The organism is Microbacterium sp. NPDC089189 (assembly GCF_040685095.1).
In the GTDB taxonomy this organism is placed as follows: domain Bacteria; phylum Actinomycetota; class Actinomycetes; order Actinomycetales; family Microbacteriaceae; genus Microbacterium.
In genome coordinates this window covers 116,738-132,105 of the sequence record NZ_JBFBHG010000003.1, presented here as the reverse complement: position 1 = coordinate 132,105, position 15,368 = coordinate 116,738, and the positions used below count along the sequence as shown (strand labels likewise).

The 15,368-nt window shown below is 71.4% G+C and carries 13 protein-coding genes; 5 read left to right on the top strand and 8 right to left on the bottom strand.

Translation table 11 applies throughout. The features are described from left to right. Window positions 1–44: 44 nt before the first annotated feature. Window positions 45–1,397 carry an ABC transporter substrate-binding protein gene (locus AB0N73_RS02920; RefSeq protein WP_363560179.1) on the bottom strand — a complete coding sequence of 451 codons (1,353 nt, stop codon included), beginning with the start codon at window positions 1,395–1,397 and terminating at the stop codon, window positions 45–47. 127 nt (window positions 1,398–1,524) lie between these two features. Beyond that, a complete protein-coding gene (locus AB0N73_RS02915; protein ID WP_363560177.1) occupies window positions 1,525–2,562 on the bottom strand; it encodes a LacI family DNA-binding transcriptional regulator in 1,038 nt (345 codons plus the stop codon). 81 nt (window positions 2,563–2,643) lie between these two features. Here AB0N73_RS02915 and AB0N73_RS02910 point away from each other — a divergent pair, with 81 nt between their 5' ends. Continuing rightward, window positions 2,644–3,294 (top strand): ThuA domain-containing protein, encoded by a 651-nt coding sequence (locus tag AB0N73_RS02910; RefSeq protein ID WP_363560175.1) that lies wholly within the window; start codon window positions 2,644–2,646, stop codon window positions 3,292–3,294. An 18-nt stretch (window positions 3,295–3,312) separates the two neighbouring features. Here AB0N73_RS02910 and AB0N73_RS02905 read toward each other — a convergent pair whose 3' ends face one another. Together AB0N73_RS02905 and AB0N73_RS02900 are read right to left on the bottom strand one after the other, a co-directional pair. After that, the gene (locus tag AB0N73_RS02905; protein ID WP_363560173.1) at window positions 3,313–4,569 is read right to left on the bottom strand and encodes an MFS transporter; all 1,257 of its coding nucleotides are present in this window, start codon (window positions 4,567–4,569) and stop codon (window positions 3,313–3,315) included. Window positions 4,570–4,664: 95 nt separating this feature from the next. After that, window positions 4,665–6,830, bottom strand: coding sequence for a glycoside hydrolase family 3 C-terminal domain-containing protein (locus AB0N73_RS02900; protein WP_363560171.1), 2,166 nt, complete (start codon window positions 6,828–6,830; stop codon window positions 4,665–4,667). Window positions 6,831–6,923: 93 nt separating this feature from the next. Here AB0N73_RS02900 and AB0N73_RS02895 point away from each other — a divergent pair, with 93 nt between their 5' ends. After that, window positions 6,924–7,502 carry a TetR/AcrR family transcriptional regulator gene (locus AB0N73_RS02895; RefSeq protein WP_363560169.1) on the top strand — a complete coding sequence of 193 codons (579 nt, stop codon included), beginning with the start codon at window positions 6,924–6,926 and terminating at the stop codon, window positions 7,500–7,502. Between the two features lie 12 nt (window positions 7,503–7,514). On the opposite strand, the gene AB0N73_RS02890 is transcribed toward AB0N73_RS02895, so the two are convergent. Genes AB0N73_RS02890 through AB0N73_RS02880 form a run of 3 tightly spaced genes read right to left on the bottom strand, consistent with a single transcriptional unit; the run spans window position 7,515 to window position 9,942 of the window. Then, window positions 7,515–8,531, bottom strand: coding sequence for a zinc-binding dehydrogenase (locus AB0N73_RS02890; protein WP_363560167.1), 1,017 nt, complete (start codon window positions 8,529–8,531; stop codon window positions 7,515–7,517). Beyond that, window positions 8,528–9,106 (bottom strand): isochorismatase family cysteine hydrolase, encoded by a 579-nt coding sequence (locus AB0N73_RS02885; protein ID WP_363560165.1) that lies wholly within the window; start codon window positions 9,104–9,106, stop codon window positions 8,528–8,530. The genes AB0N73_RS02890 and AB0N73_RS02885 overlap by 4 nt, the downstream gene beginning before the upstream one ends. Then, the gene (locus tag AB0N73_RS02880) at window positions 9,103–9,942 is read right to left on the bottom strand and encodes an SDR family oxidoreductase (RefSeq protein ID WP_363560163.1); all 840 of its coding nucleotides are present in this window, start codon (window positions 9,940–9,942) and stop codon (window positions 9,103–9,105) included. The genes AB0N73_RS02885 and AB0N73_RS02880 overlap by 4 nt, the downstream gene beginning before the upstream one ends. A 77-nt stretch (window positions 9,943–10,019) precedes the next feature. Here AB0N73_RS02880 and AB0N73_RS02875 point away from each other — a divergent pair, with 77 nt between their 5' ends. Next, on the top strand, window positions 10,020–10,586 hold the full coding sequence (locus AB0N73_RS02875) for a helix-turn-helix domain-containing protein (protein ID WP_363560161.1): 567 nt from the start codon (window positions 10,020–10,022) through the stop codon (window positions 10,584–10,586). Window positions 10,587–10,614: 28 nt separating this feature from the next. Here AB0N73_RS02875 and AB0N73_RS02870 read toward each other — a convergent pair whose 3' ends face one another. Continuing rightward, window positions 10,615–11,805, bottom strand: coding sequence for a polysaccharide pyruvyl transferase family protein (locus AB0N73_RS02870; RefSeq protein ID WP_363560159.1), 1,191 nt, complete (start codon window positions 11,803–11,805; stop codon window positions 10,615–10,617). Between the two features lie 98 nt (window positions 11,806–11,903). Between AB0N73_RS02870 and AB0N73_RS02865 the strand changes: the two genes are divergently transcribed. Then, window positions 11,904–14,066 (top strand): glycosyltransferase, encoded by a 2,163-nt coding sequence (locus AB0N73_RS02865; RefSeq protein WP_363560157.1) that lies wholly within the window; start codon window positions 11,904–11,906, stop codon window positions 14,064–14,066. After that, a complete protein-coding gene (locus AB0N73_RS02860) occupies window positions 14,063–15,361 on the top strand; it encodes a glycosyltransferase (protein WP_363560155.1) in 1,299 nt (432 codons plus the stop codon). The genes AB0N73_RS02865 and AB0N73_RS02860 overlap by 4 nt, the downstream gene beginning before the upstream one ends. Window positions 15,362–15,368 lie beyond the last annotated feature (7 nt).

Below are 15,368 nucleotides of genomic sequence, written 5' to 3'. Positions count from 1 at the left end.
GGAACGCGGGGCCCCGGACGTCGCCGTTCGGGGCCCCGAGAGAGTCAGCCCTGGGCCGCAGACTTGTCGAACTCGGCCTGAGACTTCTCGATGGCCTGGTCGATCGTGGTCTGGCCGTCCTGCATCTCGATCCGCGCCTGGCGGAAGAACGTGTTGAACGCGCTGAACGTCGAGAACGTCGGTGCGTTCTCGAACCAGACGAGGTTCGGGTTCTCGAGCAGCGCGAAGTAGTCCTCGGCGCCGGGGATCGAGGTGTTGCGCTCGATCTCGTCGGCCGCGGCGATGTTCGGCGCGATCATGCCGAGCTGTTCGATGAGGTCGGCCGCTTCCACCGAGTAGTAGTACTCGAGGAACTCGACCGCCGAGGCGTACTGGGCCTCGTCTTCGGCGGCCTGCGACGAGATCGACAGGCCACCCGCGGTGTCGCCGACGACGCTGTTCTTGAGCACGTTGATCGTGCCGTCGTCGGCGGGGATGATGAAGAGCCCCGCGTCGAACTCCGGGTCGACCTTGTTGATGTCGTTGAGTCGGCCGATGCCCGCCGAGGACGTCGCCATGACGGCCTGGTCGTTGACGAGGAGTGTCGTGGTCTGCGCGTCGGCGGTGGACTGCCAGCCCTGCAGCACGTACTTCGCGGTGATGTCCTGCAGCCGCTCGAGCGGCTCGCGCAGGTCCTCGACCGAGGCGTCGCCGGCGCCGACGGCGTTCCAGAAGCCACCCTCGTCGCCCCACTCGGCGAAGACGGGAGCGGCGAGCGGCTTCCACAGCTGGTCGCTCGGCCAGACCTCGCCCGCTGCCGTCGCGAGCGGCACATCGCCGTTCGCGACGATCTCGTCCATCAGATCGATGAAGTCGTCGTACGTCTCGGGGACCTCGAGATCGTGCTCCTCGAAGTAGGACTTGTTGTAGACGATGTTCATGCCGATCTCGCCGTTGAGGGCGGTGTTCGGCACCGTGTAGACGTTGCCGTCCTCGGCGGGGGCGAACACGGCGGGATCCAGCAGCGCGGTCACCGAGTCGGGGATGGGGGCGAGCTTTCCCGCGTTGACGTAGGTCAGGGTGTCGCGCATGTCGACGACGGCCGGCCAGTTGCCCGTGGCGTCCATCGTCTTGAGCGCGGTCGCGTAGTCGCTGCCGGCCGGCAGCGGGTCGAGCTGGACGGTGGTGGTCGTGCTCTGCTCGTTGAAGGCGTCGACGACGCCCTTCACGACCGCGTTCCATGTCTCGTCACCCGTTGCGTAGAGGAAGCGGATGGTCGTCTTGTCACCGTCGGCCGTCGCTGCTCCCCCGGAGCAGCCGGCGAGGACGAGAGCGCTCGCTGCGCCGAGCGCGAGGACGCCCGGAAGGAGGCGCCGACGGGACCGACTCTGCTGAGTGCGCACCATTGCGTAGTTCATGTGATCTCCCTTGATTCAGACCCGGACGAGGTCTGGCACTTGGACAGTAGCCCAAGTGGACAACGTTTGCCACTCTTTTCGTCGAATCCGTGTCATCCCGCCGCGAAGAGCGCGCGTCTCCGACCGGTCACTCCGGCTCCGACACCCCGTGCACGATCGTGCGCGCGCGGAGCGCCACGACGGAATCGGTCGCTCCGCCCCCCTCCAGAGCCAGGGCCAGTGCCGCTTCGCCGAACTCCTCGAGCGGCACCTCGACGGTGCTGAATCTCGGCAGGACGTCGCCGAGCAGGGGCACGTGGTCGAACCCGGTCACCTCGATCGGCCCGGGGGTGTCGATCCCCCGCGCACGCAGATGCGCGATCACACCGACCGCCATCGCGTCGCTCATGGCGGCGATCACGTCGAGGTCGTCCAGATCGTCGACGAGGTGATCCACCGCCCGGTAACCCCCGTCGCGCGAGAACGAACCGTGGATGACGCGGGCCTCGGGCACGACGACCCCGCGTGCCGCGAGCCCCGCAACGAACCCGGCGACGCGATCGCGCGAGGTGATCTCGTCGTCGGGCCCGGACACGATCGCGAAGCGACGGCGCCCCGCATCCGCGAGGCCCGATGCCAGGCGTTCGGCGGCGTCGTGGTTGTCGACGGTCACGGTCGGGAAGCCGAGCGCGTTGTCGCCGATGACGACGATGTTCGCGCCCTGCGCCTGCAGCGTGCGCAGCTGGTCGGCGACCGCGGCCTCGCGGTGCCGGTCGAGCGTGCGGCTCGTCGCGATCACGACGGCGCGGTGACGCTCGCCCGCCAGTTGCGTCAGCAGCTCCAGCTCGCGCAGCGGGTCGTCCCTCGTCGTGCGCACCGCGACCGACACCCCGCGCTTCTCGGCGGCGTGCATGACACCCGCGATCATCGTGGCCGATCCGAAGTCTTCGATGTCGTTGACGATGAACGCGACGGTGCGCGCGCGTCCACCCTTGATCGTCTGCGCCGCAGGGCTGACGGAGTACCCGAGGGCTCGCGCCGCATCCTCGACGCGTTTGCGCAGCTCGGGCGATCCGCTCTGCTTGCCGCGCACCCCGCCGTTCAGCGCCCGCGACGCCGCGGGCACCGACACACCTGCCAATCGCGCCACATCCGTCAACGTCGGCGGCTTCACCGGATTCTGCATCGATCCCCGATTCATGGTCTGATAACGCTATCCAGTATGCGGGCCGACGCCTCGACCGCCTCGCACACGAAGGAGTGGATGATGCGCGCACTCATCGCATCGGGAGCCGGCCGGTACGCCGACCCGTGGCATCCCTTCGCCGAGACGTCTGCCGCGTTGGCGGGGATCCTCGGCGACGCGGGGATCGAGACCGTCATCGATGACGACGTGGATGCGGCGATGACACGGCTGGACGGCATCGACCTGCTCGTCGTGAACGCGGGCGACCCGTGGCGCGCCGAGGAGCACGCCGAGCGCCCGCACCCGGCGTCGGTCGACGGCCTCGCCGGAGCGCTCACCCGCGGGATGGGGGTGCTCGCGATGCACTGCGCCGTCTCGTCGCTCCGCGACTACCCGCAGTGGGCGCACGCCATCGGACGCATCTGGGTTCCCGGGGGCTCCTTCCACCCGCCGGCGGATGAGGCCGCCATCGAGGGCGGCGCACTCCCCGACGGCACCGCGCTGCCCTCATTCCGCCTGTTCGACGAGCGCTACTGCCGGCTGCAGGTCACCGGCGAGACGGTTGACGTCGCCCACCCCGCCACCGACCCCGCCGACCCCTCGGCGTGGGTGCGCGAGGTGGGTGCGGCGCGGATCGCGGTGGACGTGCTCGGCCACGACGCCCGCTCCTACACCTCCGCCGGCCATCGGCAGCTCGTGACGGCGCTCGCGCGCTGGGCCGGTCGCGCCTGACCGGCCCAGCGCGGCGCCTCAGCGGACCTTTTTGATGGGCAGGATGAGTCCGGCGCCCCCGACGAGGATGGCCGCCGCCACGATGAAGGCAGGCCCGAACGTTCCGGTCCCCGCCACGATCGCCGAGGTCACGACGGGGCCGGCGATCTGGCCGCCGGTGTTGGCCATGTTGAGGATCCCGAGGTCCTTGGCGGAGTTCTCCTCGGAAGGCAGCACGTCGGTGTTCAGCGCCTGGTCGACCGAGATGAAGACGCCCATGCCGACCCCCGCCAGGATCGCGTAGGCGTACATCGCCCAGACCTCCGCCACGAAGAACGGAAGGACCGAGCCCACCGCCACGAGCAGCATCGCCGCGATGACGATCGCTTTGCGGCGGCCGAGCTTGTCCGAGATCGGCCCCGAGATCGCGCCGAACACGGCGGACGTGACCAGCTGGATGGCGGCCATCCCCGCGATCACGCCACCGGCCTCGGCGGTGGACACCCCGATGTAGTCGGTGAGGATGTACAGCTGATATCCGGCGATCGTGTACGTGCCCAGCATGAATCCGAACTTGCCCCCGAGCGCGAAATAGAAGTCGCGGGCGTTGCGCAGCGGGAAGGCGAAGGTCGAGACGAGCGCGCGCCCGCTCAGCCGCTGGCGGGGCTCGTCGCGGTTCGACCGCTCCGGGGCGAGAAGGATCACGACGGGACCGGCCAGCACCATCACGACGGCGAACACGATCATGCCCTGCTCGGGCGCCGTCACGAATCCGGCGGCCACGATCTGCGCACCCGTGATGCCGACGAGCGAGCCGACGCCGTAGACCGCCGAGTACGTTCCTCGCGCGTGCGCGGGCACCCGGTCGGCGATGATGGCGAGCAACGGCGAGGCCACGATGTTCAGGAAGAGCTGGAACGCGCACCACGTGAGGACGATCAGCGGAACCGTGTCGGCGTTCATCACGGCGATCAACGAGGCGCTCGCCCCCAAGGAACCGATCAGCAGCCACGGCGTCCGCCGGCCGAACCGCGAGCGGGTGATGTCCGAGAGCGCGCCGAACAGGATGTTGGAGAGCATCGCGACGACCGACCCGGCGATCGCGAGGAGCGCGATCACCCCGACCTTGCCGGTCGGGTCGATCTGCTCGATGCGCGCCGGCAGCAGGACCGCGTTGAACGCCATGAACGGGCCGATCCAGAGCGCGGCGCCGAGGGCGAGTGCCAGCCCGAGTCGCACGGGTCGGTGCACGCGGGGGCGGAGGTCGGCGTCGGCGCCGACAGCAGTTTTCGTCATTGAAACTCCTGGTTGTGAAAGCGGGGTGGGAATCGGGTCGGGCATGAGGGTCGGGAGCGGGGGCTCCCCCGGTGACCGCCGGAGGAGCCCCGGGGTCAGTCGAGGGTGAGCTCGACGGCCAGCGCGGACGGGTCGCCCGAGTACGCCGCCGCCTCGACGCGGACGGCGGACGCGGCGAGACGGAAGCCACCGTCCGTCCAGCGCTGAAGTGGACGGATCGATCCCGTGACCTCGAGGCGGGCGGACGCTCCCGCCTCCAGAGCCACCGGAAGGAATCCGAGCAGCACGCGCCGCGGGAAGTCCGGCGCGTCGACGACGCCGTAGAGCTGCACGACGTGGCGGCCCGCGCGGTGCCCGGTGTTCGCCACGGTCACCGTGGCCGTGAACGTCTCCGCCTCGACCTCCGAGACCGACAGGTCGCTCAGCGCGAACGAGGTGTACGAGAGCCCGAAGCCCAACGGGAACGCGGCATCGTGTCCGTCGCGGTCGAGCAGCCGCTGCCCATGCCAGCGGTCGTAGGTGATCGATACGGCGTCGCGGTCGAAGGCGGGCAGGTGGGTCTCATCCGTGGGCACGGCGTACGGCAGTCGTCCAGCAGCGTCGACCGCGCCCAGAAGCACGTCGGCGAGCGCGTTGCCGCCTTCCGACCCGCTGTACCAGCCGATCAGGAGCGCGGGAACCTCGTCGCGCCACTCCTCGGTGATGACAGCTCCGGCCGTGACGATCACGACGACCGTGCGGGGGTTGGCGCGGACGGCGGCCCGGATGATCTCGACGTCGACGGGACGAAGCCGCAGACTCGCCCGATCACCGCCCTCGGCTTCCCCCATGAGGACGCCGTCCCCGCCGCCGGTGAACGAGATGGGCGGCGCACCCTCGGGAGCCGGCGGGAACAGCGCCTGCAGCTCGGGGCTGCTCATCGTGTCGCCGCCCAGATACTCGCCCTCGTCGAGAGCCGTGTATCCCACGACGACGACCGCGACGTCCGCGTCGGCCGCCGCGTCGGCCGCAGCCGCCGGGTCGTCGTCTGCGACGTAAGCGATCTCGGCGTTCGGCAGCGCGGCGCTCATCCCCGCGCGAGCGGTGACCACCTCGGGGGAACGCACGTTCGACGAGCCGAAGTCGCCGGTGTTGGCGACATCCGCCAGGCGACCGATGAGCGCGACCCGCGTGAGCGAGGACGCGTCCAGCGGCAGGAGCGGTTCGCCGTCGACCGCGTCGTTCTGCAGCAGCACCATGCTCGTCGCCGCGGCGGTGCGTGCGAGCGAGCGATGGGCGTCGCTGAAGACGACCGAGGCGTCGGGCTCAGGGTCGAGATCCGAGGAGAAGAACGCGAGCTGCGTGCGCACGATCCGCAGGGCTGCCCTGTCCACGTGCTCCCACGACGCTCTGCCGGCCGCGATGTCGTCGACGAGGTGCTCGGCCCGCTGCTGACGGAACGGCTCCTCCACATCCAATCCGGCGCGGAGAGACTCGCCGGCATCGCGCAGTCCGAAGATGAAGTCCGAGACGGTCACACCCTCGAAGCCCCACGCCTCGCGGAGCACGCCTTCCATCAGCATCTCGTTCTGACCCGCCCATGCCCCGTTCACGGAGTTGTAGGCGGTCATGATGCCCGACACGCCCGCCTCGACCGCACGCCGGAAGTGCGGCAGGTAGACCTCGTGGAGCGTCGCGTCGTCGGCGGTCACATCGACCGTGAAGCGCGCATTCTCCATCGAGTTGAGCGCGTAGTGCTTCGCGACCGCCATGGCGTTGCGCTGCACGCCCGCGATCAGCGCTGCGCCGAACTCGCCCAGGAGGACAGGGTCGTCCCCGTAGGTCTCCTGCGCGCGCCCCCATGCAGGATGACGCGGGAGATTGATGCAGACTCCGCCGAAGAAGTTCGCGCCCTGCGCACGCATCTCCCGCCCGATCGCGCGCCCGATCTGCTCCTCGAGGGCGACGTCCCAGGTCGCCCCACGGGCCATCGAGACGGGGAAGGCCGTCGAATGCCCCAGAACCACGCCGCGCGGCCCGTCGCTGAAGCGGAGGCCCGGAAGACCGACGCGCTCGAGGGCGCCCATCACGATCGGCACCGTGTTGTAGCCCTCGGTCATCATCTCGCCCATACCGGCCCAGAACGGCTGGTCGCCGTCGAGCAGCCACAACCGCTCCTCGCGGGTCAGCTCCGCCACGATCGCCGCAGCCTGCTCATCGAGCGCGGCGCCTCCGCGTACCGCGGCAACGGCTCGTGCGAACCGGGTTGACTCATCCACCATCGGACATCTCCTTACTTACGCCTGTGTAGGTAAGGAGATTGTAGGGACTGACAACAAATTGGCGCAAGCCCCGAACGATGACAGACTGGCGCGATGACGACGGCCACCCGAACGCCGCGGATCCGCATGGATCCGGCGACCCGGCGCGCGCAGATCGTCGACCGCGCGACGGCGATCATCTCGCGATCCGGCTTCCAGGGATTCTCGATCGCGGAACTGGCGCGGGAGTGCGGAATCTCCCGGGCCGGGGTCCTGCACCACTTCGACTCGGCCGAAGCGGTCCTGGTCGCGGTCCTCCGTCAACGCGACCTCGCGGATGCCGCCGCGGCGGACGATTTCGTGCACGTCGACAGCCCCGCCGAGATGCGGTCCACCCTGCATCGGACCGTCGCGAGGAACGCGGGCCAGCGCGAGATCGTGCGGCTCTACACCGTGCTCGCGGCGGAGTCACTGAGCCCCGATCACCCGGCGCACGCCTACTTCGCGGACAGAGTGAGTGAGATCAGGCAGCAGGTGGCGGCGACACTCACGTGGCACCCCGACCCGGAATCGCTGTTGCTCCGCATCCTGGCGACGATGGACGGCCTGCAACTGGCATGGCTCAGAGACCCGACGATCGACCTCGTCGCGGCATGGGATCTCGCCGCGCAGGACCTCCTGCCGGACCCCTGAGCCGGCGGCTGCTCAGTCGAAGACGACGCTCACCTTGTCGGCTGCTCCCGGCGTCGCCGCCAGCGTGAGCGCGTCGAGCGCCTCGTCGAACGGCACCCGGTGGCTGATGATCTTCTCGTAGCGCTGCCAATTCTCGACGATGTCGTCGGTGACCTCGAAGATCTCGGTCGGGTAGCCCATCGCCCAGACGATCGTGAGCTCGGTCGGCAGGATCGTTCCGAAGTCGAGGTCGACGGGGCGCTTGTGCACCGCCACGACGCCGAGGGTGGCGCGGCTCTTCGCGATCGCGGCCACGGTCTGCGGCACGACGGCGACGCCAGCCGCGTCGAGGTAGATGTCGGTGTCCGGTCGATCACCGCGCACGAAGGATGCCGCGGCGTCGCCGTGCAGCTCGCGCAGACGCTCGCCCACATCCTCCTTCGAGGAGTCGATCACGGCATCGGCGCCGACCTCGAGGGCCTTCTGCAACCGCTCGGGCTGCACATCGATCACGACGATGTGCGCGGCGCCTTTCCGCCGGTAGCCGAGCAGGGCACCCAGGCCGATCGGTCCCGCGCCGAACACGGCGACCTTCGCGCCGGGCTCGGGCGCGGTGCGATTGACCGCGTGCAGGGCCACCGCCATCGGCTCGTTGAGGGCCGCGACCTCCCACGGGATGTGGGCAGGGATGGTCTTGAGGTGCACATCCGGCTGGGCGTCGTGCACGACGACGAACGGCGTCAGCGCTCCCTGCGCGCCGCCGGAGCCGAGGAACCCGTCGGAGAAGCGCATGGTGTCGATCACCACGTGATCGCCCACCGCGAACCCGGTCACCTCGGCTCCGATCTGGACGATCTCGGCCGCCGGCTCGTGCCCGAGCGGGGTGGCGCCCTGGCGAGGCGGGATGCCGCCGACCTGCGTGTACATCCCGTCCGAGCCGCAGATGCCGCACGCCCTGATCTTGAGCAGGACGTCGCGCGGGCCGACGACCGGGTCGGGAACCTCGACCCACTCGGCACGGCCAGGTCCTGTCACGTGAACGGATTTCATGGGTTCTCCTCCGGGGTCGAGACCGTCGGGGCCGCGAGGAGCGCGGCGACGGTGGTGGTGCGGCCGAGCAGCGGGATCGTCCGTGCCAGCGTCGCCTCGTGGGCGACGGGATCGGGTCCCGCCACCGCATCCGAAGGGACGATGACCGAGAATCCCAGGTCGTAGGCGCTGCGCGCCGTCGACTCGATCCCGAACGGCGTCGCCAGGCCGACGATGACGAGGGTCTCCACGCCCGCGTCCCGCAGCCGGCGCGCGAGGTCGGTGCCCGCGAAGGCGCTCCACGCGGCACGGCGCACGATCGGTTCGCCCTCGAGCGGGGCGACGTGCGGCACGACGGCCGCCTGCGCGTCGTCCCAGACGCGCGACCCGGTCGAGTAGCTCGTCCGCCCGCCCGGCGTGCCGGTGCTGACGGCATGCCAGACCGGGAGGCCCCATCCGCGGAAGGCGGCCAGCAGCGATGAGACCGCCGCGATCAGCTCGTCGGCCGGCAGGGTACGCGCGTTGCTGAGGGTGACGGCCTGCAGGTCGACGACGAGCAGCGCCGTCCGATCGTCGACCACGGGTGCGTCGCTCATGCGCGCGGGAGAGGCGCGACGCCGGTCGCGACCGCGGCGACCGCACCGCCGTCGACGAGCAGGTCGATGCCGGTGATGAACGAGGCCTGCGGCCCGAGCAGGAACGTCACCGCGTCGGCGATGTCGCTCGGGCTGCCCAGGCGCCCGGTGCCCGACCCGTCCACCATGGACCGCATGAACGCCCCCGAGGCCGTGGCGAGCTCCTGCCGCCCCATCGCCGTCGAGATGACGCCGGGGCTCACGGTGTTGATCCGAGCGCCACGGGACTTCCACGCGCCGACGCTCGCCGCCTGCACCTGGATGCGGTTGGCCAGCTTCGCGCGCCCGTAGGCGACGCCCGCATGATGATGAAGAGCCTCCGGCTGGAACAGGGGCAGCTCGAGAAGCTCCTCCGGGGAGGCCCGGTGGATGCCCGCCTGTTCCTCGGCCGAGAACGGGGGCTGAAGGTAGCTCGACGAGCTGGAGATGACGACACCCGCTCCGCCCCGCGCGATCACCGCGCCGAAGCTCTCGAGCACGAGCCCGACGCCGAGCAGGTCGACGCGCAGCACCGCATCGAGGGGCGCCTGAGCGGGCGAGAGCCCCGCCGTGTGCACGAGCGTCCGGACATCTCCGAGGTCCGCTGCTCGCGTGGCGAGGGACTCGACCGAGGCGCGCGACGAGACGTCAACGCGCTGGGTGACGACATCGAAGCCGTCGTCGCGCATGCTCGCCGCCACGGCGTCGGTCGCCGCCTCGTTGAAGTCGGCGAGGAGGGTGGTGCGGCCGGGAGCCTGTCGGCGGGCGATGGTCTCGCCCATGCCTCCGACTCCGATCACGACGAGGACGTCGAGCATGGATGTTCTCCTTCGATCTCCACGATTACGAGACAGCTGTATCGAAATGAGAGTACACCCGTTGCTACGGTGACTCCATGCCCGAATCACGCGCCGGTCGACCGCGGAGCGAGCCCGCGCGCCTGGCCGTGCTGGCCGCGGCGCGCGACCTCGTCCTGTCCGAGGGGTACGAGCGGGTGAGCCTCGTGCAGATCGCGGCGACCGCCGGTGTCGGCAGGCAGACCATCTACCGCTGGTGGCGGAGCAAGGAGGCTCTGCTCGCTGACGCCGTGCTCACCGAGACGCTTCCGCTCGACGCCGAGCTGCCCCCGCACACGGGCGACCTCGCGGCCGATCTGCGCGGTTGGGTGCAGTCGTCCATCGATCGCATCGCCGACAGCGATGCCGCCGCGCTCTACCGCGCCCTGCTCGCCGCATCCGCCCTCGACCCGGCCGCCACCGCACGGATGAACGACGCCTTCGCCGCGCCGCTGCGCGCCGCCGTGCACGCGTCGTTCCACGCGACCGGCCGCGGCCGGCATGCCGACGTCGCGGCCGACGTCTTCATCGGCGCGATGCTGAACGCCCTCGTCACACGCGACGATGCGGCGCGGCGACGCATCGCAGACGTCGTCGACGTCGTCGTGCGCGGCACCGCCGGCTGACTCGTCGGCCGTCGAGGAATCCGGGGCCTCAGCCCCCGAGCACCCCGGCGACGTCGTCCCACCAGGCCGTCGCCGCCGCTCGCCGATCGGGGCGTCGCGCCGCGGCTTCCGCCCGCACGCCGTCGGCGTCGGCCGTCAGCTCCTCGACGCGCCGCACGGCGGCGGATGCGTCGCCGAGCTCGACCGGCCCCCGCTGCCCCCAGTGCCCGAGGACGCCGCCGAGCTTGATGCTCGTGTAGGCGTCGGCGGCGAGCGCCAGGGTCGGCACACCCGCGGGAGCCGCGAACACCACCGGGTGATAGCGCGACGAGATGAGCAGGCCCGCCGAGCGCGCGAGGGCGACGGAGGACGCGGTGTCGCCGGTCGGAACGACGATGCTCGGCGCGGTCATCGCCGCACGCACCCGCTCGTGCACGAGTCCGTCGCCGGCGGGCGGCGCCGCCGCGTCGTCGGGTCCGAAGTGCGCGTGGAAGACGACCGGACCGTCGACGAGCGCGGCAGCGGCGTCGACCGTGCGGGCGATGGCGTGCTCCACCTCATCGCGGTCGCGTCCCGCGTTCCACCCCGAGAGGCTCACGAGCACGCCCGGGGCGATCGTCGGCGCCGCGGTGGTCAGATCGATCAGATCGTCGAGGAACGATGCGTCGTCCACCTGGGACCGGGCCGGGATCCCCCACGCCTCCGCCAGAGCGGCGGTCGTCGATTCCCGCACGCCGACGAGGGCGCAGTCGGCGAGCGCCTGCCGCAGCAGGCCCTCATCCTCGGCCGTGAGGTCGGGGCCGAGGGTCTGCCCGCTGAACACCACGGGGATGCCGCGGGCCCGGGCCATCGCGGTCAAGGTGGTGCGCTCGTACACGTGCACGGGCCAGCGCGACGCGAGGTTGCCGCCGCCGGTGTGCAGCACCCCGGTGGCCTCCGCCAGCGCGTCGAGCACACCTCGCGCCGCATCATCGGACGACAGCTCGCGCTCGCCCGACGCCGCCGCGACGAGCTCCGCCGCGCGCTCCCGCGCCGCCTCGCGGTCGAGTCCCGCGAATCCGAGACGCGGGACGGCGGAGATGCCGTACCGACGCGTCGACTCGGCGGGCGCCGACGATATCCCGACGACGTCGAGTCCACGGGCGCGGAGCTCTCGCTGCGCGGCGTCGAACATCGCCTCGTCACCGACGTGGAACATCCCGTCGACGACGCCGATGTCTCCGATCGCGAGCACGGTCACGAGGCCTCCAGATGGTAGTGGGTGTGGTGATGCGTCGACAACGCTATCCGTCCGCACACCTCGCTCACGTACGATCAGCGCCGGAAGAGGGAGACACCGTGGGAATCCAGACCTCGATGGATGCGGTCGCGCACGCGCCGAGCATGGTCGACGCGTTGCGACGCGCCGACGAGCTGGCGTTCGAAGCGGGCCGCGAGCCGGGCGTGCGATCGTTGCGCCACCTCATCGCGGCACTGTCGAGCGGAGACGACCTCGTCACGATCGCGGCCGTGCACGCCCTGGCCGAAATGCCCGACGAGCAAGCGGGTCGTGTGCTCGTCGCCCTGCTGTCGGACCGGCGCGCGTTCGTGCGCGAGCACGCCGCGTGGGCGCTGGAGCAGACCCTCCCCCGCACCGACGCGATGGGGCGCCTCATCGCGATGGTCATCGCCGGAGGCTTCTCGGGCATGCTCGCCCAGCGCACGCTCGAGATCTGGTCGGTGGCCGCGGGCGAGACGCTGGCCGTGGCACTCGAGGCAGCGCTCATCACCGCGGCGGATGCGTCCGGCCGGGCGCGTCTGGTCGAGACGCTGGGCCTCGTGCGCCAGCCCATCGCCACCCGCACCCTGCTCGCCTGCGCCGGCGATGCCGACGAGTCCGATGTCGTCCGCGAAGCAGCCGTCGCGGCCCTCGGGCAACGCGGCACCGCCGAGGGCATCGAGGACGTCCTCGACCGGTTGGTCGTCGCGGGCGGACGCCTCGGGGCGCTCGCCCGGCTCTCGCTCATCGACATCGACGCGGCCCGGCATCCGGCCCCCCGCCGCGATCCGGGGGCAGCGCTGACGATCGCCCAGCTCTTCCTGCACGCCGACCTGGATCCTTCCCTCAGCTCCGCCGGCGCAGGCGACAACGGCGGCATCGCGACCCTCCTGGTGCGCCTCGGCGACGCCCTGGTCACCGAGGAGTCGGGTGCCGTGACCCGCACCCTCACCCTCGCCCGCGGCGGACTCGACGAGGCCGCCGCAGATCTGCTCGATGTCACCGGTCACGAGACGGGCCATGTCTTCGGCCGCGTGCCGCTGGCCGCGGCGCCGGTGCCGTCGTCCGCCGCCTGGCCGTTGCGCGTCACCGCGCGCCGCGGCATCCGCCGGGCTCTGCGCGCCGCGGGCCGAGTGGATCTGCTGCACCTGCGCATGGCGGATGTGGGCAGCCTCGCGGCGGCCGACGTGGCCCGCGAACTGGGCATCCCGACGGTGTTCACCCTGGCGCCCGATCCGCACTCGGTCATCACCTCGCTCGAGAACGCGGGGCAGCTCAGCCGGCAGACGTTCGGCGAGGCCGACCTGCGCGAGCACTACTGGTTCCGGGCGCGCCTGGTGCAGTCGCTCGCCGCGAGCTCCGAGCACACGGTGCTCTTTCCGCGCCCGACCCTGGCCGACGACATGAAGCGCCTCGTGGGCGTCGACATCGAGGCGCACTCCGAGCGCCACACCGTCGTGGCCGAGGGCGTCGACATCGGCGTCGTCGACGGTGCCGTGGCGGCGATGTCCGCCTATCTCGCGGACGCGGGCGAGGAGCCGGTCGGGCTCGCGAAGCTCCGCGCGCTGCTGGAGGAACTGCCCGCCGAGCGTCGCGGGCTGCCCCTGCTCGTGTCGGTCGGGCGCCTGCACCGGGTCAAGGGCATGGCGTCGCTCGTGTCGGCCTGGGCGGAGTCCCCGCTCTCGGACCGCGCAAACCTGCTGCTCATCGGCGGCGACCTCGAACATCCCTCACTCGACGAGCAGGAACAGCTCGGCCTCATCGGCGCCGTCGTCGCGCCGGAGGATCGCGCGGCACGGGGCCTGCTCCTGCCCGGACACCAGGCCAACGCGGTCGCCGCCACGTGGCTCGCGGCCGCACGGTTCGGCATGCCGGGGCTCGCGGCTCCCGGCGGGGCGTACGTCTGCGCCTCGTTGAAGGAGGAGTTCGGCATCGCGCTGCTCGAGGCGATGGCCACGGGGCTCGTCGTGGTCGCCCCGGATGCCGGCGGCCCGGCCACGTATGTGGAGCACGGCGACACCGGGTTCCTGGTGGCCACGTGGGATCGCGAGCGCATGGTCGCGGCGATCGATGAGGCCCTCGACCGCGCGCGGGACGCCGGCACCGAGACGGCGGAGCGTGCGCACGCGATGGTCACGGATCGCTTCACCATCCAGGGCATGGCGTCGACGCTCGCCCCCGTCTACGCGGGCGTCGCGGCGCGCGACGCCGACCTGGCGCGCCTGGCGGTGCTGCCCTCGTGACCCTGCTGGTGATCAGCCCCGACTACGCCTCCCACCTTCTTCCGCTCGTGACCCTCGCGGGCGCGTGGCGCGACGCCGGCCACGACGTCATCGTCGCCACCGGGCCCGCGACCGCGCCGATCGTGACCGAGGCCGGCTTCCGCCGCATCGACCTGTCGCTCGGCCGCGGTGCCAACGCGGGCGTGATGCGCACCGAGCAGCAGCAGAGCGAGGAAGCGGCCTCGCTCGCCGGTTTCTTCGCGGCGACCCGCCGGGGCATGATCGAGACCCTGACCTACCAGGCGCAGGAACGCTCGACGGATCTCATGTGGGAGCCCGTCGACCGCGCACGGCGCACCCTCGCGATCATCGACGAGGTCGCCCCCGACGCGATCATCGTCGACCACCTCGCATTCAGCGCACGGATGGCGTTGCACACGGCCGGGATCGCCTACGCCGACGTCGTCCTGGGGCATCCCACCGCGCTCCCCGTCGCCGGCGAGCGGTACGGCTGCCCGCCGTTCTGGCCCGCCGCCTTCCGGCCGGAGAAGCAGGACGTGGCCGCCCTCGCGGCGCTGTGCGCCGACGTGTCGGAGCGTTTCACCGCCCAGTGGAACCGCGCCGCCGCCGAGCTGGATGCCGCCGCCACCCCTGTTGCGGACGCGTTCTCGGTGCACGGCGACACCGTGCTCTACAACTATCCGCGCCAGCTCGCCGAGGGCGACGGACGCACACTCCCGTCCCACGTCTTCCTCGGTTCGACGTTGCGCGGTGAGACGGTCGCCCCCGACGTGACCGACTGGATCGCGGCGGGCGAGCCGTACGTCTACGTGAGCTTCGGCAGCTTCCTGTCGGTGCGCGACGACGTGCTGGCCCGCGTCGCCGAGGCCCTGCGACGCCTCGGGGTGCGCGCGGCTATCGCGACGGGTGCGACCGATCCGGCTTCGCTGGGCACCATCCCCTCCGACTGGCTCGTGCGCGACTACCTGCCGCAGGTGCGGCTGCTGCAGTCGGCGGGGGTCGCCGTGACGCACGGTGGCAACAACTCGGTCACCGAGGCCGTCGCGCAGGGAGTCCCGCTGGTGGTCCTGCCGTTCTCCACCGACCAGTTCGCCGGAGCGGCGGCGCTCGAGCGCACCGGCGCGGGCGTCGCGTGCGACCCCAATGCCGCGACCGTGTCGGAGCTGGCCGAGGCTCTGGCCACCCAGCTCGCACCCCCCTCACCGGCTCTCGCGGTGCTCGCCGACATCCGCGAGGAGGAGCGCCGGCACCCCGGACCGCAGCGCGCCTACGCGGCGTGGGCCGCGACCCGCTGACCGCCGT

What these genes read in the sequence shown, in the direction of transcription:
- AB0N73_RS02920 (WP_363560179.1), bottom strand. Translation starts at nt 1,397, where the DNA reads ATGAACTACGCAATGGTGCGCACTCAGCAGAGTCGGTCCCGTCGGCGC.
- AB0N73_RS02915 (WP_363560177.1), bottom strand. Translation starts at nt 2,562, where the DNA reads ATGCAGAATCCGGTGAAGCCGCCGACGTTGACGGATGTGGCGCGATTG.
- AB0N73_RS02910 (WP_363560175.1), top strand. Translation starts at nt 2,644, where the DNA reads ATGCGCGCACTCATCGCATCGGGAGCCGGCCGGTACGCCGACCCGTGG.
- AB0N73_RS02905 (WP_363560173.1), bottom strand. Translation starts at nt 4,569, where the DNA reads ATGACGAAAACTGCTGTCGGCGCCGACGCCGACCTCCGCCCCCGCGTG.
- AB0N73_RS02900 (WP_363560171.1), bottom strand. Translation starts at nt 6,830, where the DNA reads ATGGTGGATGAGTCAACCCGGTTCGCACGAGCCGTTGCCGCGGTACGC.
- AB0N73_RS02895 (WP_363560169.1), top strand. Translation starts at nt 6,924, where the DNA reads ATGACGACGGCCACCCGAACGCCGCGGATCCGCATGGATCCGGCGACC.
- AB0N73_RS02890 (WP_363560167.1), bottom strand. Translation starts at nt 8,531, where the DNA reads ATGAAATCCGTTCACGTGACAGGACCTGGCCGTGCCGAGTGGGTCGAG.
- AB0N73_RS02885 (WP_363560165.1), bottom strand. Translation starts at nt 9,106, where the DNA reads ATGAGCGACGCACCCGTGGTCGACGATCGGACGGCGCTGCTCGTCGTC.
- AB0N73_RS02880 (WP_363560163.1), bottom strand. Translation starts at nt 9,942, where the DNA reads ATGCTCGACGTCCTCGTCGTGATCGGAGTCGGAGGCATGGGCGAGACC.
- AB0N73_RS02875 (WP_363560161.1), top strand. Translation starts at nt 10,020, where the DNA reads ATGCCCGAATCACGCGCCGGTCGACCGCGGAGCGAGCCCGCGCGCCTG.